The sequence below is a fragment of the Nonomuraea fuscirosea genome, assembly GCF_035917475.1.
Lineage (GTDB): Bacteria > Actinomycetota > Actinomycetes > Streptosporangiales > Streptosporangiaceae > Nonomuraea > Nonomuraea fuscirosea.
Map to the genome: position 1 here is coordinate 10330722 of NZ_CP109074.1, position 21430 is coordinate 10352151.

22 protein-coding genes are annotated in these 21430 nt (G+C 69.0%); 8 read left to right on the forward strand and 14 right to left on the reverse strand.

The annotated features are described in order from the left end of the window. Positions 1-20 precede the first annotated feature (20 nt). The 7 genes from OIE67_RS47445 to rpsF all read right to left on the reverse strand — a co-directional run bounded on the left by OIE67_RS47445 (position 21) and on the right by rpsF (position 4456). Complete coding sequence (locus OIE67_RS47445; protein WP_106242891.1) at positions 21-764, reverse strand: amino acid ABC transporter ATP-binding protein; 744 nt, start codon at positions 762-764, stop codon at positions 21-23. Positions 765-804: 40 nt separating this feature from the next. Further along, a complete protein-coding gene (locus OIE67_RS47450) occupies positions 805-1644 on the reverse strand; it encodes an amino acid ABC transporter permease (protein ID WP_326632976.1) in 840 nt (279 codons plus the stop codon). Beyond that, complete coding sequence (locus OIE67_RS47455; protein ID WP_326632978.1) at positions 1641-2492, reverse strand: ABC transporter substrate-binding protein; 852 nt, start codon at positions 2490-2492, stop codon at positions 1641-1643. The genes OIE67_RS47450 and OIE67_RS47455 overlap by 4 nt, the downstream gene beginning before the upstream one ends. A 266-nt stretch (positions 2493-2758) precedes the next feature. Beyond that, positions 2759-3205, reverse strand: coding sequence for a 50S ribosomal protein L9 (gene rplI, locus OIE67_RS47460; RefSeq protein ID WP_326632980.1), 447 nt, complete (start codon positions 3203-3205; stop codon positions 2759-2761). A gap of 14 nt (positions 3206-3219) precedes the next feature. Beyond that, the gene (gene rpsR / locus OIE67_RS47465; RefSeq protein ID WP_020543048.1) at positions 3220-3456 is read right to left on the reverse strand and encodes a 30S ribosomal protein S18; all 237 of its coding nucleotides are present in this window, start codon (positions 3454-3456) and stop codon (positions 3220-3222) included. Positions 3457-3520: 64 nt separating this feature from the next. Continuing rightward, positions 3521-4087, reverse strand: coding sequence for a single-stranded DNA-binding protein (locus OIE67_RS47470; protein ID WP_326632999.1), 567 nt, complete (start codon positions 4085-4087; stop codon positions 3521-3523). Between the two features lie 78 nt (positions 4088-4165). Beyond that, positions 4166-4456, reverse strand: coding sequence for a 30S ribosomal protein S6 (gene rpsF / locus OIE67_RS47475; protein ID WP_106242878.1), 291 nt, complete (start codon positions 4454-4456; stop codon positions 4166-4168). A gap of 193 nt (positions 4457-4649) precedes the next feature. On the opposite strand from rpsF, the gene OIE67_RS47480 reads away from it, so the two are divergent. Then, positions 4650-4967, forward strand: a complete 318-nt coding sequence (locus tag OIE67_RS47480) for a hypothetical protein (RefSeq protein WP_245955979.1) — start codon at positions 4650-4652, stop codon at positions 4965-4967. 89 nt (positions 4968-5056) lie between these two features. On the opposite strand, the gene OIE67_RS47485 is transcribed toward OIE67_RS47480, so the two are convergent. After that, positions 5057-5236 (reverse strand): hypothetical protein, encoded by a 180-nt coding sequence (locus tag OIE67_RS47485; RefSeq protein WP_106242875.1) that lies wholly within the window; start codon positions 5234-5236, stop codon positions 5057-5059. 92 nt (positions 5237-5328) lie between these two features. On the opposite strand from OIE67_RS47485, the gene OIE67_RS47490 reads away from it, so the two are divergent. Next, positions 5329-6072 (forward strand): deoxyribonuclease IV, encoded by a 744-nt coding sequence (locus OIE67_RS47490; RefSeq protein ID WP_181307681.1) that lies wholly within the window; start codon positions 5329-5331, stop codon positions 6070-6072. A gap of 82 nt (positions 6073-6154) precedes the next feature. Here OIE67_RS47490 and OIE67_RS47495 read toward each other — a convergent pair whose 3' ends face one another. The 4 genes from OIE67_RS47495 to OIE67_RS47510 form a co-directional block, all read right to left on the reverse strand. Then, positions 6155-7219 (reverse strand): mannosyltransferase family protein, encoded by a 1065-nt coding sequence (locus OIE67_RS47495; RefSeq protein WP_326633001.1) that lies wholly within the window; start codon positions 7217-7219, stop codon positions 6155-6157. Positions 7220-7250: 31 nt separating this feature from the next. Then, positions 7251-8573 (reverse strand): glycosyltransferase family 87 protein, encoded by a 1323-nt coding sequence (locus tag OIE67_RS47500; protein ID WP_326633002.1) that lies wholly within the window; start codon positions 8571-8573, stop codon positions 7251-7253. Beyond that, complete coding sequence (locus OIE67_RS47505) at positions 8570-11212, reverse strand: transglycosylase domain-containing protein (RefSeq protein ID WP_326633004.1); 2643 nt, start codon at positions 11210-11212, stop codon at positions 8570-8572. The genes OIE67_RS47500 and OIE67_RS47505 overlap by 4 nt, the downstream gene beginning before the upstream one ends. A 136-nt stretch (positions 11213-11348) precedes the next feature. Further along, positions 11349-11735, reverse strand: a complete 387-nt coding sequence (locus tag OIE67_RS47510) for a DUF5318 family protein (protein ID WP_106242866.1) — start codon at positions 11733-11735, stop codon at positions 11349-11351. A gap of 133 nt (positions 11736-11868) precedes the next feature. On the opposite strand from OIE67_RS47510, the gene OIE67_RS47515 reads away from it, so the two are divergent. Further along, positions 11869-12456 carry a PadR family transcriptional regulator gene (locus OIE67_RS47515; protein WP_106242863.1) on the forward strand — a complete coding sequence of 196 codons (588 nt, stop codon included), beginning with the start codon at positions 11869-11871 and terminating at the stop codon, positions 12454-12456. A gap of 13 nt (positions 12457-12469) precedes the next feature. Then, entirely contained in the window at positions 12470-13549 is a 1080-nt protein-coding gene (locus OIE67_RS47520; RefSeq protein ID WP_326633007.1) for an inositol-3-phosphate synthase, read from the forward strand. Positions 13550-13600: 51 nt separating this feature from the next. On the opposite strand, the gene idi is transcribed toward OIE67_RS47520, so the two are convergent. Continuing rightward, positions 13601-14185: an isopentenyl-diphosphate Delta-isomerase gene (gene idi / locus OIE67_RS47525; protein WP_106242859.1), complete on the reverse strand. Its 585-nt coding sequence runs from the start codon at positions 14183-14185 to the stop codon at positions 13601-13603. Between the two features lie 106 nt (positions 14186-14291). Here idi and OIE67_RS47530 point away from each other — a divergent pair, with 106 nt between their 5' ends. Continuing rightward, the gene (locus tag OIE67_RS47530; RefSeq protein ID WP_326633010.1) at positions 14292-15578 is read left to right on the forward strand and encodes an MFS transporter; all 1287 of its coding nucleotides are present in this window, start codon (positions 14292-14294) and stop codon (positions 15576-15578) included. On the opposite strand, the gene OIE67_RS47535 is transcribed toward OIE67_RS47530, so the two are convergent. Continuing rightward, positions 15558-16958, reverse strand: a complete 1401-nt coding sequence (locus OIE67_RS47535) for a CCA tRNA nucleotidyltransferase (protein ID WP_326645704.1) — start codon at positions 16956-16958, stop codon at positions 15558-15560. The two genes, OIE67_RS47530 and OIE67_RS47535, sit on opposite strands and share 21 nt — an antisense overlap. A gap of 153 nt (positions 16959-17111) precedes the next feature. On the opposite strand from OIE67_RS47535, the gene OIE67_RS47540 reads away from it, so the two are divergent. From OIE67_RS47540 to murJ, 3 genes are read left to right on the forward strand one after another with little or no spacing between them, the layout of a single operon-like run. After that, complete coding sequence (locus tag OIE67_RS47540) at positions 17112-17636, forward strand: aminoacyl-tRNA deacylase (protein WP_326633013.1); 525 nt, start codon at positions 17112-17114, stop codon at positions 17634-17636. Positions 17637-17686: 50 nt separating this feature from the next. Next, the gene (locus tag OIE67_RS47545; protein ID WP_326633014.1) at positions 17687-19813 is read left to right on the forward strand and encodes a DUF6049 family protein; all 2127 of its coding nucleotides are present in this window, start codon (positions 17687-17689) and stop codon (positions 19811-19813) included. Then, positions 19810-21414 carry a murein biosynthesis integral membrane protein MurJ gene (murJ, locus tag OIE67_RS47550; protein WP_326633016.1) on the forward strand — a complete coding sequence of 535 codons (1605 nt, stop codon included), beginning with the start codon at positions 19810-19812 and terminating at the stop codon, positions 21412-21414. The genes OIE67_RS47545 and murJ overlap by 4 nt, the downstream gene beginning before the upstream one ends. The last annotated feature ends 16 nt before the right edge of the window (positions 21415-21430 follow it).

The following is a 21430-nucleotide window of genomic DNA, read 5'->3' on the forward strand; positions in this document are numbered from 1 at the left end:
AACGCGCCGGTGCGCGGTCGCTAGAACCTGCCCGACTCCAGCACGCTGCGCAGGAACTCCTGGGTACGCGGCTGCTCAGGCGCGGTGAAGATCTGCTCGGGAGGCCCCTTCTCCAGCAGCACGCCCCCGTCGAGGAAGCACACGGTGTCGGAGATGTCGCGGCAGAAGCCCATTTCGTGGGTGGTGAGGATCATCGTCATCCCCGACTCCTTGAGCTCCCTGATGATCCCCAGCACCTCGACGACCAGGGCGGGATCGAGCGCGGAGGTGACCTCGTCCAGCAGCATCAGCCGGGGCTGGGTGGCCAGCGCCCTGATGATGGCCACCCGCTGCTGCTGGCCGCCCGAGAGCTGGTCGGGGTAGGCCCGCGCCTTCTCCGCCAGCCCGAACCTGCTCAGCAGGTCGTACGCCTGCTCCTCGGCCCGCGCCCGCTCCACCCGGTGCACCTGGCGCGGCGCCAGCGTGATGTTGTCCAGCACGGTCATGTGCGGGAACAGGTTGAAGGCCTGGAACACGATGCCGAGCCGCTTGCGCACCTGGTCCACGTCGGCCCGCGGGTCGGTGATCTCCTCGCCGTCGAGGTAGATGGTGCCGTCGTCCACGGTCTCCAGCAGGTTGACGCAGCGCAGCAGCGTGGACTTGCCCGAGCCGGAGGCCCCGATGAGGCTGACCACCTCGTGCGGGTTCACCTCCAGGTCGATGCCGCGCAGCACGGGGTGACCGTGGAAGTTCTTCCACACCCCTTCGATCGTCAGCAGGCTCATGCCGCCTCCCCGGCGGGGCGGCGGGTGGTCGTCGGCTCGCTCATGCTCCGCGCCTCCTGCGCGTGCGGGCGGCCAGGTGGTCGGTGAACCTGGCCATGGGGATGGTGAGCAGGATGAACAGCAGCGCGGCGGCCAGGTAGGGCGTGTAGTTGAAGGTGCTGGCCGCGTGGATCTGCGCCTGCCGCAGCGCCTCCAGCGGCCCGATCGTGGCGACCAGGGCGGTGTCCTTCTGCAGCGAGACGAAGTCGTTCAGCAGCGGCGGCACGACCCGGCGGGTGGCCTGCGGCAGCACCACGAACCGCATCGTCTTGACATGGCTCAGCCCGAGCGAGCGGGCCGCCGCCACCTGGCTGGGATGCACGGACTCGATGCCGGAGCGGAAGACCTCCGCCACGTACGCGCCGTAGGAGAGCGTCAGCGCGATGATCCCCAGTGTCGCCAGGTCCGTGGGGATGCCCTGCAGCCTGAGCGCCGGCAGCCCGAACCCGATGAGGTAGATCACGAGGATCGTCGGCACGCCCCGGAACACGTCGGTGTAGAGGGTGGCCAGGGCCCTGATCGGGAAGAACGCGGGCGTCCTGATGCCTCTGGCCAGCGCCACCAGCAATCCCACGATGAGGATCAGCGGCTCGGCGATGAGGAAGATCTTGATGTTGAGCAGGAACCCCTTCAGCACATCGGGCAGCGCCTTGGCGAACTGGCCCCCGTCGAAGAAGGTCGCCTGCACCCGGGGCCAGCCCGGCGAGCGGGTGACCAGCCAAGCGAGCAGGACGATGAAGACGATCGTCGAGGCCGTCGCGATCGAGGTCGAGCGCCGGGCGTACGACCTGCGGACCTGCTCCCGGTTGACCTGACGCTCGGACTTGACCCACTCGCTCATCGCAGTTCGGGGGCGCCCGCCGCCGAGCCGAGCCACGCCTGCTCGATCTTGGCCAGCTCGCCCTTCGACTTCAGGGCGTCGACGGCCTTGTCCACGCACGGCTTGAGCGCGCTGCCCTTCTCCATGACCAGCCCGAACTCCTCAGGCGTGCCCGCCGTCGAGCTGAACTGGCCCACGATCTTCGACTTCTCCACCTGGGCCGCCGTCACGTAGAACGCCGTCGGCAGGTCCACGACGAGCACGTCCACCTGCTTGTTCTTCAGCGCGTTCACGGCGTCGATCTGCTCGTTGTAGACGTTGGGGTCGTCGGAGGGCTGCACGACGTTCTTGACCGCTTCGAGCGCGGTCGTCCCGACCTGTACGCCGACCTTCGCGTCCTTGAGCTCGGCCAGGCTCTTCGCCTCGGCGTACTTCCCGCCCTCGACCGCAACCACGGCCTGCTTGACCGTGTAGTAGCCCTTGCTGAAGTCGACCGCCTTGGCCCGGTCAGGGGTGATCGAGACCTGGTTGACGTCGAAGTCGAACTGCTTCTCCCCCGGCGCGAACGCGGAGTCGAACTTCACCGTGTTCCACTGCACCTCGGTGCGGTCGAAGCCGAGTTCCCCCGCGACGGCGAAGGCCACCGCGCTCTCGAAGCCCTGCCCGTTGGCCGGATCGTCGTCCTTGAACCAGGGCTCGTAGGCCGGTTTGTCGGTGCCGATCGTCAGCTTGCCGGGCGTGACCAGGGCGAGTTGTTCCTTGGTGCAGGCGGTGGAGGTGGTGGGAGCGGCCGTGGTCGCCGTGTCGTCGACCGGTGCGCAGCCGACGAGCGCCACGGCCAGCGCGAGCAGCATGAGGGAACGGCCCATGGCCAAGCCTCCAGGGGGGAACGTGCCAGAACGAGGAGATTCTACGCGGGGACACCAGGGATTATCGTTCCGGGTTCCCCTGACCACGGCGATCGGCCCACGTGGGCTCGCGTCGCGGCGGCGCGCCGGTGAAGGATCAGCGAGCGTTTTCCTGGAGGGCGCTCAGCCGAAGTGCGGCGGGTGGTTCGCGGTGGCCTGCCGTAAAAGAAGAGAGCCTGAAAAAGAGAAGACCCCCGCAAGCGGGGGCCTTCTCGAGAAAACAGGCGTCAGCCTGCGACGACCTCGACGTCGACCGAAGCGGACACCTCAGGGTGCAGCTTGACGGTGACCTTGTGGGAGCCGACGCTCTTGATCGGGTTGACGATCTCGATGCGACGGCGGTCGAGGATCGGGCCGCCGGCGGCCTTGACGGCGTCGGCGATGTCGCCCGTGGTGATCGAGCCGAACAGGCGGCCGGAGTCGCCCGCGCGGGTGGCCAGGCGGACGCGCAGCGCGCCGATCTGGCCGGCGACCTCCTTGGCGGTGCCGAGGTCGCGGATCTCGCGAGCGTCGCGAGCCTTGCGGATGGTCTCGATCTGCTTCTCGGCGCCGCGCGTCCAGCGCATGGCGTAGCCGCGCGGGATGAGGTAGTTACGGCCGTAGCCGTCCTTGACCTCGACCACGTCGCCGGGGGTGCCGAGGCCGGAGACCTCGTTGGTGAGGATGAGCTTCATTTCGACAGGCCTCCTTAACGCGCGGTGCTCGTGTAAGGCAGCAGAGCCACCTCACGGGCGTTCTTGATCGCGGTCGCCACGTCGCGCTGGTGCTGGGTGCAGTTGCCCGTCACCCGGCGCGCACGGATCTTGCCGCGGTCGGAGATGAACTTCCGCAGCAGCGCCGTGTCCTTGTAGTCGACGTAGGAGATCTTGTCGTGGCAGAACAGGCAAACCTTCTTCTTGGGCTTGCGCAGTGCCGGCTTGGCCATCGTGGTGCTCCTTTCAGAGCCCCGCCGTCAGAGCGGGAATGGACTCGGGCTTGTGGACTGGGATTTAGAAAGGCGGTTCGTCGCTGAAGTCGTTGCCGCCGCCGCCGAAGCCGCCGCTCTGCTGACCACCGCCGCCGCCGCCGAAACCGCCGCCTCCGCCGCCGCCCTGGAAGCCGCCGCCCTGAGGCGGGGCGGGCGTGGCCGAGGACCACGGGTCGTCGGCGGGACCGCCGCCGAAGCCACCGCCGCCGCCCCCGCCCTGGCGGGAGGTGCGGTTGACCTTTGCGGTGGCGTTGCGCAGAGACGGGCCGACCTCGTCGACCTCGACCTCGTAGACCGTGCGCTTCTCGCCTTCCTTGGTCTCGTAAGACCGCTGCTTGAGCCGCCCCTGCACGATGACCCGCATGCCGCGCTGGAGGCTCTCAGCGGCGTTCTCCGCCGCCTGCCGCCAGACGTTGCAGGTCAGGAAGAGGCTTTCGCCGTCTTTCCACTCGTTGGTCTGTCGATCCATGAACCGCGGAGTGGACGCGATGCGGAATCGAGCCACCGCTTGCCCCGTCGGGGTGAAGCGCAGCTCCGGGTCGTCGACCAGGTTGCCGACGATGGTGATTACGGTGTCGCCTGCTGCCATGGCTAGCGCTCGCCTTCCTGCACGCCTTCGCTTGGATTACGGCTCAGAGTACGGGGCTCCTCCGACAAAAGCCGGAGGTTAGTGCACGTCCGGACGCAGGACCTTGGTGCGCAGGATGCCCTCGTTGAGGTTCATCTGCCGGTCGAGCTCCTTGACCGTCGCGGGCTGCGCGGACAGGTCGATGACGGCGTAGATGCCTTCCGACTTCTTGTCGATGTCGTAGGCGAGACGGCGACGGCCCCAGACGTCGACCTTCTCCACGGTGCCGCCGTCGTTGCGGACCACGGTGAGGAACTGGTCGAGGGACGGCGCGACAGTGCGCTCATCGAGCGAAGGGTCCAGAATGACCATTACTTCGTAACGACGCATGCGGGACTCCAACCTCCTCTGGACTCTTGCGGTCACGACACTCTGCCGTGACAGGAGGACGCTGACGTCTTACCCCGGGCGGGCCCCTTTCGGCAGCCCGGGTCGATGGATCACCCATCACAACGCAGCGTGCCCCAGGTTACCAGCAGTGAGTAGGTGGGAAGGCCTTTAGGAAACCTAGGGGGTGGTGGTCGTGCCACATGTGCTTCAACCCTCCGAGAGGGAACGCTTCAGGCTGACGCTCAACACCGACGGGCGCCCGCATCCGGTCGAGAACGTTCTCGCCGTCGTCACCGTGGTGTGCGGCGTGGTCGCCTTCATCGCGACGTTCTGGACCTCGGCGCACATGATCGCGTCGTGGGCCGGCACGCTCGGGTTCGGCGTGGGCCTCTACTCACAGTACGTCTCGGCGACGACGCCGCAGCGGGTGCTCAACATCGTGGGGCTCGTCGGCGCGTTCGTCGGCGCCGCGCTGGGCATCGCCCACGGCGGCTTCCTCCCCCACCCATGACTTCCGCGTCCACGAGCGACGGCCCCGGCGGCACGTCCACCGGGGCCGTTCGACAGGTGCTGTTCGATATGTGACTCGCGCGATATGGCTCACGCGCCGATGTGCAAGTCGATGCCGAGCAGGATCAGGAACCAGAGGAACACCGCGAGCAGCGCCTCCGCGAGGTCCCGCAGCAGTCCTGGCGTGATGTAGTCGTAGACCCAGGCGACGTAGATGCCGACGATCACGTAGACCAGGATGATCAGCGCTCGTAAGCGCCAGCGGCTCATAGGGTTTCTCCTCGGGGTAGGGGGTGTCTCCCGACTGCCCTCCGGCGCGCTGGCCAAACGCCGCTCCGCGGGCTGGGGATAAGCTCGTGCGCATGGTGCGCATCGGAGCTCATGTCGGTCAGGACGACCCCGCCGCCCACGCCGCGCGGGTGGGGGCCGAAGTGGTGCAGTTCTTCCTGGGTGACCCGCAGGGTTACGACAAGCCCGTGCTGCCCGAGAAGCCGGTCGAGGGCGTCGACGTCTACATTCACGCGCCCTATCTGGTCAACGTGGCGACCACCAACAACCGCATCAGGATCCCCAGCCGCAAGCTGCTCGAACAGCACCTGAAGGCGGCCGCCGGGCTCGGCGCCAAGGGCCTGATCGTGCACGGCGGCCACGTCAACAAGAGCGACGACCCGCAGGCCGGGTTCGACAACTGGCGCAAGGTGTTCGAGCGCATGGAGTGCCCCATCCCGGTGCTGATCGAGAACACCGCGGGCGGCGGCAACGCGATGGCGCGCAAGCTCGACCGGATCGCCCGGCTGTGGGACGCGCTCGACGGGTTCGACGTGGGCTTCTGCCTCGACACCTGCCACGCCCACGCCGGCGGCGAGGAGCTGGTCGACGTGGTCGACCGGATCAAGGCCATCACCGGCCGCATCGACCTCGTCCACTGCAACGACTCGCGCGACGACTTCGACTCGGGCGCCGACCGTCACGCCAACCTGGGCCAGGGGAAGATCGACTCCGAGCTGATCCTCGCGGTCTGCCGGGCGGCCGGGGCGCCGATCGTGGTGGAGACGCCCGCCGAGGGCCAGGCCGACGACATCGCCTTCCTGCGCAAGCACCTCTGACGCGCCGCGGCAAGGTCAACAGTTGCCCACAGCCTGTGGATAACTTCCCTGGATTACCGAGACGGAAAAGTGGGTAGAGGTCTTACCCCGCCCACGCGCCACTCAGGAATCGGCCGACGTTGACCAGCATCAGCGGCCCCGAGATCAGGGCATAAAGGACGATCACCCACGTGCGCCGGGTCGCGACCCTGGCCACCAGCACCCACAGCGGAAACCAGAGCAGCAGCGAGCGCGGGATCGACAGGTAGTAGGCCGAGGTCATCAGCGCCGCCGCCTGTGTGCCCGTGTAGACGGCCTCGCTCCACCGCCGCAGGACGAGCAGCCAGGCCAGCCCGGCCACCACCACCACCGCCCCGGCGAGCTCCATCCGGAAGGCCACCGCGGACTCGCCCTCGCCCATGGCCGTGCCCCAGGTCGTCGCCCACGACTCCCACGGCCAGGCGAAGTCCCGCCCCCAGCCGGCCTCCTGCGCGTGCTTCCAGGCCAGCCAGTCGCCGGTCCTGCCGTAGTGGTAATACGAGTACGCCACCAGCGGAAGAACCGGCACGACCAGCCACCCCGCCCGCCGCACCGGCTCCCGGCGCATCGCGAACTCCACCACCAGCGCGACCGCCAGGAACAACCCGGTGATCCGCACGCACGACGCCCCCGCGGCCAGCAGCACGGCCGCCGGCCACCGTCCCTGCCTGGCGGCCAGCCACGCCGGGATCGCGAAGGCCAGGAACAGCGACTCGCTGTATCCGGCGGCCAGGAACACCGCCATGGGGAAGAGCAGCAGCGCCAGCACGGCCATCCAGCCCGAGGCGCCCTCGGCCTCGGCCAGCCGGGCCAGCGCGACCATGGCCACCGCCCCGGCCACCAGCGAGACCACCAGCCCGGCCGCTGTCCAGTCCGGCAGCACGAGGTGGACCAGCCGCAACGCGAGGGGCAGCCCGGGGAAGAACGCGGGCAAGCCGTCGTCCACCGGCTGTCCCGGCTCGCCGTCGTACCCGTGCTCGGCGATGGTGATGAAGAGCGTCGTGTCCCACTTGCGCCACTTGTCGGCGTATCCGGCCAGCGTCGCGCCGAGCAGGGTCGCCACCAGCAACCCCGCCCGTGAGCCGAACCAGAGCAGCAGCGCGTCCCGGCCGGTGGAACGGGTGATCATCCGGCCGGGGCCGCCGGTGTGCGGCGGGTGCTCATCGGACGAGGGCCGCCAGCGTGAAACGGTCCGGGGCGCCGTCGAACACGCCGCCCGTCTGGTCGTCGATGCCCGCCTGGCGCACCGTGTCCTTCTCGGGGCGCAGGATGTCCCGCACCACGAACGCCATCATGATCCCGATGGTGATGATCCGGCCCCAGACGGCGGTGAAGTACGTGTCGTCGCCGATGCCCAGATCGTCGCGGTCGAGCGGCGACTGGCCGACCAGGTAGAGCCAGATGGCGACGAAGTACCAGATCTCGGCCAGCTGCCACAACACCAGCGGCTTCCAGTTGGGCCTGGCCAGCACCGCGAGCGGCACCAGCCACAGCACGAACTGCGGCGACCACACCTTGTTCGTCATCATGAACGCGGCCAGCGCCAGGAAGCAGATCTGCGCCAGCCGCGGCCGGCGCGGCGCCGCCAGCGTGAGCACCGCGATGCCGGCGCACAGGATCACCAGCGAGGCCATCCCCAGCACGCTCACGTCGCCGCTGCCCAGCACCGGCCAGCCCTTGTTCTGGAAGAACAGCCAGGCCGAGCCCCAGTCGACGCCACGTTCCTCGGAGAAGACGTAGAACCTGCGCCAGCCGTCCCACGCGAAGATCATGAACGGCAGGTTCACCGCCAGCCACGCGCCCGCGGCCGCGGCCGACGTCACCAGGAACGGCCGCCATCGCGCGGTGCGCAACGTCAGCAGGAACAGCGCGCCGACGAACATCAGCGGATAGAACTTGGTCGCGATGGCCAGCCCCAGCAGCACTCCGGCCAGCACCTGCCGCTGCTGCTTCCAGGCCAGCAGCATGCCCATGGACAGCGCGCCCGCGACCAGGTCCCAGTTAATGTAGGCGGCCAGCACCACGGCGGGCGAGATCGCGTACCAGAGCGCGTCCCACCGCCGCGTCGGCCCGGCCACCGCGGCCATCAGCAGCACGCCGATCACGAGGCTGACGCCGAGCAGGACCACGGTCAGGTCGTAGAAGCGCACCGCCTGCGCGACCCGGTCCGGCTCCAGCGCCCGCGAGATCCAGCTGATCACCTGCATGACCTCGCCCAGCACCACCGGGTACTCAACCTGCTTGTCGAACGGCACCGCGGCGAAGTAGGGGTTCTGGGTGGCCAGCTCCCGATCGAAGTAGAGCGGGTAGATGTCGGTGTAGCAGAAGTTCGTGTACGTGGTGACCTGGTCGTTCCAGCCCCCGGTGCGGCAGGGCAGGCGCACCACGTACGCCAGGCTCGCACCGAGGGCCGCGATCAGGCCCAGGGGCAGGTACGGCACGGCACGCGTCACCCAGGTGGCGCGTGCCTCTGTGCTCGTCACTGGTCCTCTGGCCTGAGGTACGTCGGTCCTGTCCCGGTGGGTCTCGCGTCGGGAGCGGCGCCGCCGCCCGAGAAGTCGAGGTCGCCCGACGCCGGGCCGCCGGTGTCCTCGTCGAGGCCGTCGTCGATGGAGGCGTCGTCGTCGGTGCCGGCGTCGTCGCCGCAGTTGACGAAGCAGTCCTCGTCACCTTGGTCGAACGGGTTGTCGGTGTCGAACGGGTCGTCGCCGTCCGGCGTCGGCGTCGGGGTCGGCGTCGGGCTCGGCACGATGTTCTCGGCCACGCCCACCTCGGCCCGGTCGGGGAACTGCTCGACGGGCAGACCCTCGTGGGCGAGCTGCATGAACTTCTGCCAGGCGATCGTGGGCGGGCCGGCGCCCTCGAACCCGAGCGAGACCTCCTTGGGCCGCGTGTACGGGTTGTTCAGCCCGTACTTCTTGCTGCCCTTGCGGAAGATCGGGCAGTTGGAGTGCTCGGGCGGAATGACCTTGCCCGTCTTGGTCACGCACTGCTCGCGGTAGAACCCGACCGCCGTGGAGATCTGCGGCGTGTAGCCGACGAACCAGGCTTCCTTCTCGTCGTTGTTCGTCCCGGTCTTGCCGGCGGCCGGCCTGGAGCCCAGGCCCTTGCCCGCCGCGGTGCCCGACTTGAGCACTTCCTGCATGGCGATCGTGGAGTCGGCCGCCACGCCAGGGTCGATGACCGTCTTGGTGGGGGCCTGCTCCGGGTAGGCGACCTTGCCGTTGAGCTTGACCTGGCGTACCACGTGGTAGCGGGTGTACTTGCCGCCGTTGGCGAAGATCGCGTATCCGGCCGCCTGCTCCACCGGAGTCACCAGCGCGCTGCCGATGGCGAACTGGTAGTGGTGGACCTTGACGTCGTCCTCCATGCGCTGGGTGTTGAACCCGGCCGCCTCGACGAGGTTCTTGACGTCGTCGAGCTGGTTCGGCAGCGCGTACGCCATCGACACGAACGCCGTGTTGACCGACTGGGCGGTGGCCTTGACCACGTCCACGGCCGCGCCGACGTTGTGGCTGTTGGTGATGCCGCCCTTCTGCTGGCCGGGCAGCTCCTTGGGCACGGTCTGGTTGCCCGGCACGTAGCTCTTGAGCGAGTAGCCGGCCTGCAGCCAGGCCGCCAGCACGTACGGCTTGAACGCGGAGGCCGCCTGCTTGGTGGACTGGAAGGGCTCGTTCCAGGGGTCGGTGAGGTAGTCGTCGCCGCCGTAGAAGGCGAGGACGCGCCCGTTCTTCGGATCCACCGCGGCCAGGCCGCCGTGGAACTCGGTGGACATGTTGAAGGCCTGGCGCGTGCTCTTCACCGCGGTCTGCGCGGCCTTCATGAGCTTCCTGTCGAAGGTCGAGATGATGTCGTAGCCGCCGCTCTTGACCATGTCAGGAGTCAGGCCGCGCCCCTTCAGCTCCTTCAGCACCTGCTCGACCATGTAACCGTTGAGACCGCCGAGGCCGTCGTCGCCGGCGTTCTTGCGCGTCTTGGGGAACTTGGCGGTCTTCGGCAAGTTTCCGTACTTCTCCGGAAACTGCTCGGCCATGTACTGGATGACCGTGTTGAAGCGCGCCTTGAGCTCGGGGGCGTCGGGCTCCCATGCGGGCTGCTGGATGCGCGCGGCCAGGTAGGCGCCCTGCTCGGGGGTCAGCTTGGCGGCGGTGACACGATTGCCGAAGTACGCCTTGGCGGCGGCCTCCACGCCGTAGGCCCGGCCGAAGTTGACCGTGTTGAGGTAGGTGGCGAGGATCTCGTCCTTGCTCATGGTGTCGTCGAGCTTGACCGCGACGAAGATCTCCATGATCTTCCGCTTGATCGAGACTTCCTGGCTGAGGCCGTCGTAGTAGCCGCGGGCCATCTGCTGGGTGATCGTGGAGGCGCCCTGGAGCTGCTGCCCGGTCGCGGTCATCCAGGCCGAGCGGAAGATGCCCGAGATGGAGATGCCGGAGTCCTCGTAGAACGTGTCGTTCTCGATGGCCACCGCGCCGTCCTTGACGCTGTCGGCCATCTTCTCGATCGGCACGATCTCGCGCTTGTAGCCCAGCTTGGCGATGACGTGCTTGCCGTCTCTGTAGTAGATCGTGCTCTGCTGGGCCAGCGCCTCGGCCTGCGCGGCGTTGGGCACCGGGGTGTTGGCGTACGCGACCATGATCATGCCGAACAGGCCGGCCGCGAGCACCACGGCGCCGGCCACCACGATCTTCCAGCTCGGGACGAACCTGCGCCAGCCGCCTCTGCCGCCGCCGTCCTTGCCTCTCGGGGGTGCCGGGGGTCCAGGAGGCTCGGGCGGCCCGCCCGAGCCGCGCCGGCGAGAGCGTCGCGGCCCGTCGCTGACGATCGTCTCTTGGTTGCTCATCGCTCGCGGGTCCTGGCGCGCGCGCGAGCGCGGCGGCTGCTCGCCACCGCGCTGGTAGGGGTCACCGGGGCCCTGGTGGTGCTCGGCTCGCGCCTGCCGCTGCTCGGAGCGTCGAGGAGGATTCTCGTCGTACGGCTGCTCGGAGCGTCGAGAAGGCCCCTCGTCGTACGGCTGCGCGGCCATGGCGCCGGTCTGCTCGTACGCGGCCTCAGCACGACGCGGCGGCTGCCTGGCGTCCCAGCCCTGCTCGCCGGTTTGCGGCGTGCCGCTCTGGGGCAAAGAACGGGGTGAGCTGGAGCGTCGGCGTCTCCCCGGGCGGCCGGTCCCCTCATTCATGCTGTTACTCACACGTCCTCGCAACGTCGTCGGAACAGAAACGGCGGTTGGGCGTGAGGTTTCTCGCCGCCCTCTGTCTTCACGCTTGGCCGACGAGGTCAGGCGGTCCGTTCCCGAGGACGTACGAAACCGTCAGGTGATTCCAGGAACAACCTTGGCAGACCTCGACAACGTACACCCGGAACTCATCGTAATGATGGGCCATCGCGGCGAGTTCTGATGCGACCTTTGCCTGACCGGCATGCCTTCCGAGGCAATCGCCGTAGACATAGGTCACGTTGGTGACGTTCTCCTTTTCGCAGACCGGGCAGGGGCGTTCGGTCGGTTCGCCGAAGTGGCGCGCCGCGCGAAGGAGGTAGGGCTGTGCGTCACAGACGTCGCCGCGCGAGGCGCGCCCCGAACGCAGGGAGCGGACCACCGCCCGTTTCGCGAGGCCGTAATCCACCACCCTTCTCTGTGACCACATGGGCGCCAGACTACGGCGTTTTTCGGGTTGATCCCAACGCCTTGGCAGATTCAGAGATTGCCGTCATATAGCGGCCCGACGTATCCTCGTGATGTATCGGCTCGATACATCGACGCGAGAGGGGACGGTTCCCATGGCCGGCGGACAGGGCAGAGTCCTGGAACTGGCCGTGCTCGGGTCGCTGCACGAGACTCCGCTCCACGGTTACGAGCTGCGCAAACGGCTCAACGCCCTGCTGGGGATGTTCCGTGCGTTCTCCTACGGGTCGCTGTACCCGTGCCTGCGCTCGCTACTGGCCCAGGGCCTCATCGCGGAGGAGCAGCCCGCTCCCGCCGCGATCGTCGGCGGCAGATCGAAGATCGTCTACAAGCTGACCGCCGAGGGCAAGGAACGACTGCAGGACCTGCTGACGCAGGCCGGTCCTTCCGCCTGGGAGGACGAGAGCTTCGGGGTGCACTTCGCCTTCTTCCGCCACACCGAGGCGGAGGTGCGCCTGCGCATCCTCGAAGGCCGCAGGAGCCGGCTGGAGGAGCGGCTCGACGCGGTACGCACCGCGCTGGCGCGTACCCGGGAGCGTCTCGACAGTTACACGCTTGAGCTGCAACGCCACGGGCTCGAGTCCGTCGAACGCGAGGTGCGCTGGCTGAACGAGCTGATCGCAACTGAGCGTCGGGCCTCGTCAGAGGAGAGGCCCGAAAGAGATACGTCAACTGATGAGTAAGGGAGCGAGTGCGATGGGTTCGGTTCGCGTGGCCATTGTCGGTGTCGGCAACTGCGCGTCGTCACTGGTCCAGGGCGTTCACTACTACAAGGACGCGGACCCGGACACACGGGTGCCGGGCCTCATGCACGTGAAGTTCGGCGACTACCACGTCGGCGACGTCGAGTTCGTCGCCGCCTTCGACGTGGACGCCAAGAAGGTCGGCCGTGACCTGTCCGAGGCGATCGTCGCCAGCGAGAACAACACGATCAAGATCACGGATGTGCCGCCCACGGGGGTGACCGTCCAGCGGGGCCACACCTTCGACGGCCTGGGCGAGTTCTACCAGGAGATCATCGACGAGTCCGACGAGACGCCCGTCGACGTGGTCCAGGTGCTCCGTGACAACCGGGTCGACGTGCTGGTGTCCTATCTGCCGGTGGGCTCGGAGGAGGCCGACCGCTTCTACGCGCAGTGCGCGCTGGACGCGAAGGTGGCGTTCGTCAACGCGCTGCCGGTCTTCATCGCCTCCGACCCGGTGTGGGCGGAGAAGTTCACCGAGGCCGGGGTGCCGATCGTGGGCGACGACATCAAGTCGCAGGTCGGCGCCACGATCACGCACCGCGTGCTGGCCAAGCTGTTCGAGGACCGCGGGGTCGAGCTGCTGCGTACGTACCAGCTGAACTTCGGCGGCAACATGGACTTCATGAACATGCTGGAGCGCAAGCGGCTCCAGTCGAAGAAGATCTCCAAGACGCAGTCGGTCACCTCGCAGATCCCGCATGAGATGGGCAAGGCCGACGTGCACATCGGCCCGTCGGACCACGTGCCGTGGCTCGACGACCGCAAGTGGGCCTACGTCCGCCTGGAGGGGCGCTCGTTCGGTGACACGCCGCTCAACCTGGAGTACAAGCTGGAGGTGTGGGACTCGCCCAACTCGGCGGGGATCATCATCGACGCGGTGCGGGCGGCCAAGATCGCGCTCGACCGCGGCATCGGCGGGCCGATCCTGTCGGCCTCCTCGTACTTCATGAAGTCGCCGCCGAAGCAGTACTCCGACGACGAGGCCCGCGACTACGTCGAGAAGTACATCAGGGGCGAGGTCGAGCGCTGAGCGCCGCTTCCGTCTGAGGTGCCGCACCCCCGGACCACGGGGGTGCGGCTGCTACGGGCGAGCCGCCGGCGGGAGCTCGTCGAGGGAGGCCGGCGCCCAGGTCAGCGGATCGGAGCCGAGCTCGATCAGCAGCGGCACCTGCTCCCTGCACCACGGCGAGATCGCCAGCAGCCCGTTGCGCGCCGCGTCGGCGAACTCCTTCCACGGCATCCACCACGTCTCCCCCACCTCGTCCGGGTTGGGTGCGACGGGCGCGTCGACGAGCACGCGGTAGACCGGGCACAGCTCGTGCTCCACGATGCCGTTGGCCATGACCGCCCGGTAGGAGAAGTCGGGCAGCAGCAGGTCGGCGCGCTCGGCCACGAGGCCCAGCTCGTAGGAGAGCCGGCGCACGACGGCGTGGTCGAGGGCCTCGCCCGGCATCGGGTGGCCGCAGCAGCTGTTGGTCCACACCCCCGGCCAGGTGATCTTGTGATCCGCCCGCTTGGTGAGCAGCACGCGGCCTTCCCCGTCGAAGACGTAGCTGGAGAACGCCAGGTGAAGGGGGGTCTCACGGCCGTGCACCGACGTCTTCGGTGCGGTGCCGAGCGCGCGGCCGGCGCGGTCGACCAGCACAACGTGTTCCTCTGTCGTCACGCTATGAAGCGTACGAGATCATCCGCACGCTTAGGAACCCGGTGCGCACCTGCAGCGCCAACCTCCGCCGCATCCTAGACGACGGGTGCGGGGCTAGGCTGTCGGCGTGTCTTTCGTCGCCGATCTACGTGTGGTCCTGCGGGGCAGAGACTTCAGAAGGCTTTTCGGCACCCGGCTGATCTCCCAGTTCTCCGACGGGATCTTCCAGTTCGCGGTGACCGGTTTCGCCTTCTTCAGCCCGGAGAACCAGACGACCGCGCTCGAGGTCGCCGCGGGCCTGGCCGTGCTGCTGCTGCCCTACAGCGTGCTCGGGCCGTTCGTCGGCGTCTTCATCGACCGCTGGTCGCGGCGGCAGATCCTGATGGTGGCCCCGTTCGTGCGCGGCGTGCTGTTGCTGGTGGCCGCCGGTCTGGTGGCCGCCGACGCGCCCGACGCGGCCTTCTACGGGGCGGCGCTGGCCGTGCTGGGCGTCAACCGGTTCTTCCTGGCCGCCCTCGGCGCCTCACTGCCGCACGTGGTGCCCTCCGACCGGCTGATGGCGGCCAACGCGGTCACGCCGACGTCCGGCACCGTGGTCACCTTCGTGGGCGCGGGCGTCGGGTTCCTGCTGCGCGAGCTCGTCGGCGGCGACGACGCCGGCGTGGCGCTGCTTCTCGTCATCTCGGGCGTGGTGTTCGGGATGAGCGCGCTGGTCGCCCGGCTGATGGACCGGCAGCTGCTCGGCCCCGACCCCGACCTGGACCGGCCGCAGGCCCGCCAGGCCATGCGCAACGTGGTCACCGGCCTGACCGACGGCGCCAGGCACCTGGTCCACCGGCGCACCGCCGCCGCCACGATGGGCGCGATGGCCGCCCACCGCTTCCTGTACGGCATGTGCACCGCGCTCGGCATCATCCTCTACCGCTACTACTTCACCGACGGCGACTCCGAGGCCGCGCTGCGCGGGATCAGCCTCGTGGTGGCCGTCTCAGGCTTCGGCTACTTCCTGGCCGTGATCATCACCCCGTACGCGACCGAGCGGTTCGGCATCGAACGGTGGGTGACGATCGCGCTGAGCGTGGCCGGGGTGCTGACGGCGGCGCTGGTGCTGCCGTTCCAGGAGTGGGGGCTGCCGCTGGCCGGGTTCGTGCTGGGCGTGGCCGGGCAGAGCGTCAAGATCTGCGCCGACACGACCGTGCAGCGCGACGTCGAGGACCTCTACCGGGGCCGCGCCTTCTCCATCTACGACATGCTCTTCAACGGCATGTACGTGCTCGCCGCGGCCCTGTCGGCGGCCATCCTGCCGCCGAACGGCAAGTCCTACCTGGCCGTGGTGATCATCTCGCTCGGCTATCCCGTGGCCGGGCTCGCCTACCGGATGATCACCGCGCCCTCACGCGCCAAGGTCGTTTGACCTGGCCCACTCCCGCAGCGCCTCGGTGACGGCCTCCTTGCCGATCAGGCCCTTGTCCAGCCTGAGCTCGAGCAGGAACTTGTAGGCCCGCCCCACCACCGGGCCGGGCCCGATGCCGAGCACGCTCTGGATCTCGTTGCCGTCGAGCTCGGGCCGGATCTTGGCCAGCTCCTCCTCCTCGGCCAGCCTGGCGATGCGCTCTTCGAGCTGGTCGTAGGTCCGCGACAGCGCCGCGGCCTTGCGCTTGTTGCGGGTGGTGCAGTCGGCCCTGGTCAGCTTGTGCAGCCGGCTGAGCAGAGGGCCGGCGTCGCGCACGTAGCGGCGCACCGCGCTGTCGGTCCACTCGCCGGTGCCGTAGCCGTGGAAGCGCAGGTGCAGCTCGACCAGCTGGGAGACGTCGGCCACCACGTCCTTGGGGAACTTCAGCTCGGTCATGCGCTTCTTGGTCATCTGCGCGCCGACCACCTCGTGGTGGTGGAACGACACCCGCCCGCCGGCCTCGTGGCGGCGGGTCTTGGGCTTGCCGATGTCGTGCATGAGGGCCGCCCAGCGCAGGATGCGGTCGGGCTTGCCGTCCTCCTCCTGGGCGATGGCCTGGTCGAGCACGGTCAGCGTGTGCTCGTAGACGTCCTTGTGCCGGTGGTGCTCGTCGATCTCCAGGCGCAGCTTGGGCAGCTCGGGCAGCACGTGGGCGGCCAGGCCGGTCTCCACCAGCAGCCGCAGGCCCTCGCGCGGGCCGGCGCCGCAGATCAGCTTGTCGAGCTCGTCGCGGATGCGCTCGGCCGAGACGATCTCGATCCGCTCGGCCATCGCGGTCATCGCCGTGGTCGCCGCCTCGTCGACGGCGAACCCGAGCTGCGAGGCGAACCTGGCGGCGCGCAACATGCGCAGCGGGTCGTCGGCGAAGGACCGCTCGGGCGGGCCCGGGGTGCGCATCAGCTTGGCGCGCAGGTCGTCGAGGCCGCCGTAGGGGTCGACGAACTCGTGGCCCGGCAGGCGTACCGCCATCGCGTTGACGGCGAAGTCGCGCCGCTCCAGGTCGGCTTCGAGCGTCTCGCCGTACATGACCTCGGGCTTGCGCGACTTCGGGTCGTAGGACTCGCTCCGGTACGTCGTGATCTCGATCAGCCAGCTGCCCTTGCGCAGGCCCACCGTGCCGAAGTCGATGCCGATCGTCCACACGGAGTCGGCCCAGTCCCTGACGATCTCCAGCACCCGCTCGGGGTGGGCGTCGGTGGTCAGGTCGAGATCGTTGCCGACGCGGCCGAGCAGGAGGTCACGCACGGGACCACCGACGAGGGCCAGCTCATGGCCTTGCGCGGCGAACAGGCGGCCGAGCTCGTCGGCCACCGGGGCGATCTTGCGGAACAGGTCGTTCATGGCCTGCTGCTGGCTTTCGGTCAGAGTTGTGTCGGACAAACTGAGTCGGCCTTCTTGTGCGCTTCCGGAACATATCCCCCGAGCCACACCAGGTCCGGGTTACCGTCGGTCCAAGGACCGTCGGGGGCCATGGAATGAGGCAAGGAGGACTATATGAAGGACGCCCTCGCGATCCACCGCTGGCTCCTCGCACACCAGGTCCATCATGAGATCGTACGCCTTCCGCGTCCCATGACATGCGCGGAAGAGCTGCCGGAGGCGGTCTCCGCGGCGCCCGGGCGGTGCCTCACGGTCACGGTGCTCGAAGTGACGACCAGGGTCGGCAGCGAGGTCGTCATCGGGGTCACCTCGCCCGTCTCCGCACCCGCGCGGCCCGGAGCCGTCGGCGCGCTGCTCGGCGCCCGCCAGGTCCGCCCCGCACCCGCCCGCGTGGTCAACGCGGCCACCGACTACGCCGACGGGCTCGTCTGCCCGCTGCTGCTGCCGGAGTCGCTGCCCATGTTCATCGACGACCGGCTCGTCCTCGACGACGAACCCCTCTTCACCGCCACCGGCGAGCGGCACACCGCCCTCTCTCTTCGTGCGCTCGACCTGCTGACCGTCCTGCCAGGCAAGATGGTCGACCTACGTGGCCCACGCCCGCGAGGATCACGTGTGGCGGTCGCACGACGGCACTGAACCCGTACCATTGCGGGCGTGCGTCGTCGTAGTCCAGGCCGGGCATTCGCGTGATCCGTAAGGCCACGCTGCTCGCCGCGTTGTCAGCCGCGCTGCTCGCCCCCCTGGTGGCGGTGGCGCCGGGCGCGGCTGCCACGAAGACGAGCGTCTCCTCCGCCTCTGCCGCGGCGCGGCAGGAACTCTCCGTGTCGATCACGTCGATCACTCCGGACGTGCCGAAGAACGTGACCGATGTGATCAAGATCACCGGTACGGTCCGCAACGGCACCGGCGCCCCCATGTCCGGCCTCCAGGCACGGCTGCGCTACGACGCCCAGAAGGTCACCGACCGCGCCGCCATGGCCGCTTATCTGAGCGACCAGAACAACCAGACGCTGCCGTTCAACGTGTCCACGCGTAACTCGTTCATGGACATCCCGCCGCTCGCCGCGGGCGCCTCGCAGCGCTGGGAGATCACCGCCACCCCCGTGCAGCTCGGCCTGCGCGAGTTCGGCGTCTACCGGATCGCGGTCGACGTCGCCCAGTACCGCGTGCCGATCACGGCGGAGCGCACCATGCTCACGTACGCGCCGGTCACGCCGCAGCGTCCCCCGCGCAACAAGCTCGCCATCGCGCTGCCCGTCATCGACCAGCCCCACCGCGCCACCGACGACAGCCTGTTCATCGACGACAAGCTCAGCCAGTCGATCGCGGGCAAGGGCCGCCTGGCCGACCTGCTGCAGATCGCACAGTCCGCGCCCACCAGCGTCACCTGGGTGTTCGATCCGGCGCTGCTCGACGACCTCAACGCGATGACCAAGGGGTACAAGGTCAGGACGAAGGACGGCGAGCAGTCCAAGCCGGTCAGCACCGCGGCCGGGCAGTGGCTGACGGACATGCGCACCGCGCTGGCCTCCTCACCCGTGGCCGCGATCCCCTACGCCGACCCCGACGTGGCCGCGCTGGCGCACCAGGGGCTCGACTCGCAGACCAAGCGGGCCATCGAGCTGGGCGGGCAGAGCGCCAAGGCGCTGCTCAGCCGCAACGCGAAGACCAACGTCAACTGGCCGGCCGCGGGCGTGCTCGACCCCGACGCGCTCGACCTGCTCGCGATCAGCGGCGTCAACACGGTGCTGCTCAACTCCACCAACCTGCCACCGCAGCCGCCCGTCACCACCACGCCCGACGCCGCCGCGACGCTCGACTCGGTCAACGGCCCCGTCACGGCGCTGGTCGCCGACGCCGAGCTGAGCAAGCTGTTCGAGCCGGCCTCCGGCACGTCCGTCCTGCTCAGCACGCAGCGCTTCATCGCCGAGACCGCGATGGTCGCCGGCGAGCCGGGGCAGGTTCTGCCGAGGTCGCTCGTCGTCGCCCCCTCGCGGCGCTGGTCCCCCAACCCCGCGCTGGTCACCGCGCTGATCAAGACGGCCGGCCGGCTGCCGTGGCTGCAGCTGGCCCCGCTGGAGTCGCTCAAGCCGGGCAAGGCGTCCGTGCCGCGGGCCGGCCTGACCTACACCGAGCAGGACCGCAAGGAGGAGCTGAGCAGGAAATACCTCGCTCCGGTCGCGGACGCCTGGTCGAAGGCCCAGCTCACCTCGCTGATCACGGCCGAGAAGACGCAGTCGCGCTTCGACGCGGCGGTGCTGCGGCTCACCTCGTCGGCCTGGCGCAACAGCACCCGCGCCGGCCGGGCGGCCACCAAGCTGGTCAGCGCGGTGGTGGACGCCCAGACGAACAAGATCCAGATCACCGGCTCCGGTCCCGACCGGCCGCGTACGCTGGCCGGCAGCAACGGCGTCGTGCCCATCAGCGTGAAGAACTCGCTGTCCACTCCCGTCGAGCTGCTCGTCGAGGTCAAGTCCAACAACCCCGAGCTGCTGCTGATCAACGCCGACCGGCCGGTCTGGTCGCTGCCGATCGGCGGAGGCCAGATCGGCACGATCCAGGTCCCGATGAGCGCCGCCCCCGACACCAGCGGCGACGCCACCGTGACCGTGCAGCTGCGGACCGCCGACGGCCAGGCGTACAGCAAACCGCAGCGCCTGACCATCCGCACCACCGGCTACACCGGGATCGCCCTGGTGATCGTGGGTGCGGCGCTGACCGTGATGCTCGCGGCCGTGGTGACCCGGCTGCTGCGCCGCCGGTCCCAGCGTAGACTCGCGCGGGCCAAGACCCGGGAGAGTGAATCCGTATGAGCCGCATGCTTCGGGCCAGCGCCATCATGGCGGCGGGCACCATGGTGTCCAGGGTCACGGGGTTCGTGCGGACGATGGTGCTCGCCTACGCCATCGGCACGGCGGCCCTGGGCGACGCCTACAACGCGGCGTACGCGATCCCGTACAGCATCCTCGACCTGCTGCTGCTCGGCGTGCTGAGCAGCGTCGTGGTGCCGATGATCGTCCGGGCCCAGCAGAGCGACGAGGACGGCGGGCGGGCCTACGAGCAGCGGCTGCTGACGATCTCCACGGTCGCGCTGATCGTGGTCGCGGTGGCGGCCGTGCTGGCCGCGCCGCTGCTGATCGACCTCTACACCGACTGGGACCCGGGCAGCAGGCGCTTCGAGGTCGCGGTCACGCTGGCCCGCTTCATCCTGCCGCAACTCGCCTTCTTCGGCGTCGGCGCGGTGGCCGGGGCCATCCTCAACACGCGTGACCGCTACGGCGCCCCCATGTGGGCCCCGGTGGTCAACAACCTCGTCGTCATCGTGGTGTTCGTGCTCTACGCCGTGGTCGGCACCGGCGGCGACATCGACAAGGTCACCGACACCGACCTCGCGCTCCTCGGCCTCGGCACCACGGCGGGCATCGTGGGGCAGGCCGTGGTGCTCATCGTGGCGCTGCGGCGGGTCGGGTTCGCCTTCGTGCCCCGCTTCGACCTGCGCAACGCCCGGCTCGGCGAGATGGGCAGGGCCGGCGTGTGGACGATCGGCTACGTGGTGGTCACCCAGCTCGGCTTCATGCTGACGACCAACCTGGCCAGCTCGGCGGGCAACGTGGTCGCCGGTCACGGCATCAGCCCGTACACGTTGGCGTTCCAGCTTTTCCAGCTCCCGTACGGGGTCATCGGCGTCTCGGTGATCACGGCGATGCTGCCGCGGATGAGCCGGGCGGTGGCCGACGGGCGCTTCGCCGACGTGCGGACCGAGTTCGGCTCCAGCGTGCGGCTCGTCTGCTCGCTGATGGTGCCGGTGTCGCTGCTGCTCATGGTGCTCGGCCCGGCGATCACCGTGCCCATCTACGGCCACGGCGCCAACAGCGTCGCCGACGCCGTCTACATCGGCAACGTGCTGCAGGTCTACGGGCTGGCGCTGGTGCCGTTCGCGGTGTTCCAGCTGCTGCTGCGCGTCTTCTACAGCTTCGGTGACACGCGCACGCCGGTGTTCATCGGGGCGGGCACGACGGTGGTCAACGCGCTGCTCATGGTGCTGTTCTTCGTGCTGCTGCCGGCCCAGTACGCGGTGATGGGGCTGGCTCTGGCGTACGCGATCGCGTACGGGCTGGGCGCGGTCCTGGCCTGGATGCTGGCCTCCCGCCGGGTGCGGGGGCTGGGCGGCTGGGCCGTCGGCATGGCGATGACCAGGATGTATCTGGCCGCCATCCCCACGGCCGTGCTGGCGCTGGCCTCGGTCTGGCTGTTCACCACGGTCTTCGGCGGGCTCGACTTCCTCAACTCGGTGATCGTGCTGGCGATCGGCGGCGGGCTCGGCATGCTGCTGTATCTCGGCGTTGCCCACAGAATGCGCATTCCCGAGGTCAACTCGATCGTTGGGATGGTCGCGAGGCGGGTAGGTCGGTAAAGAACGCGGGCGGAAT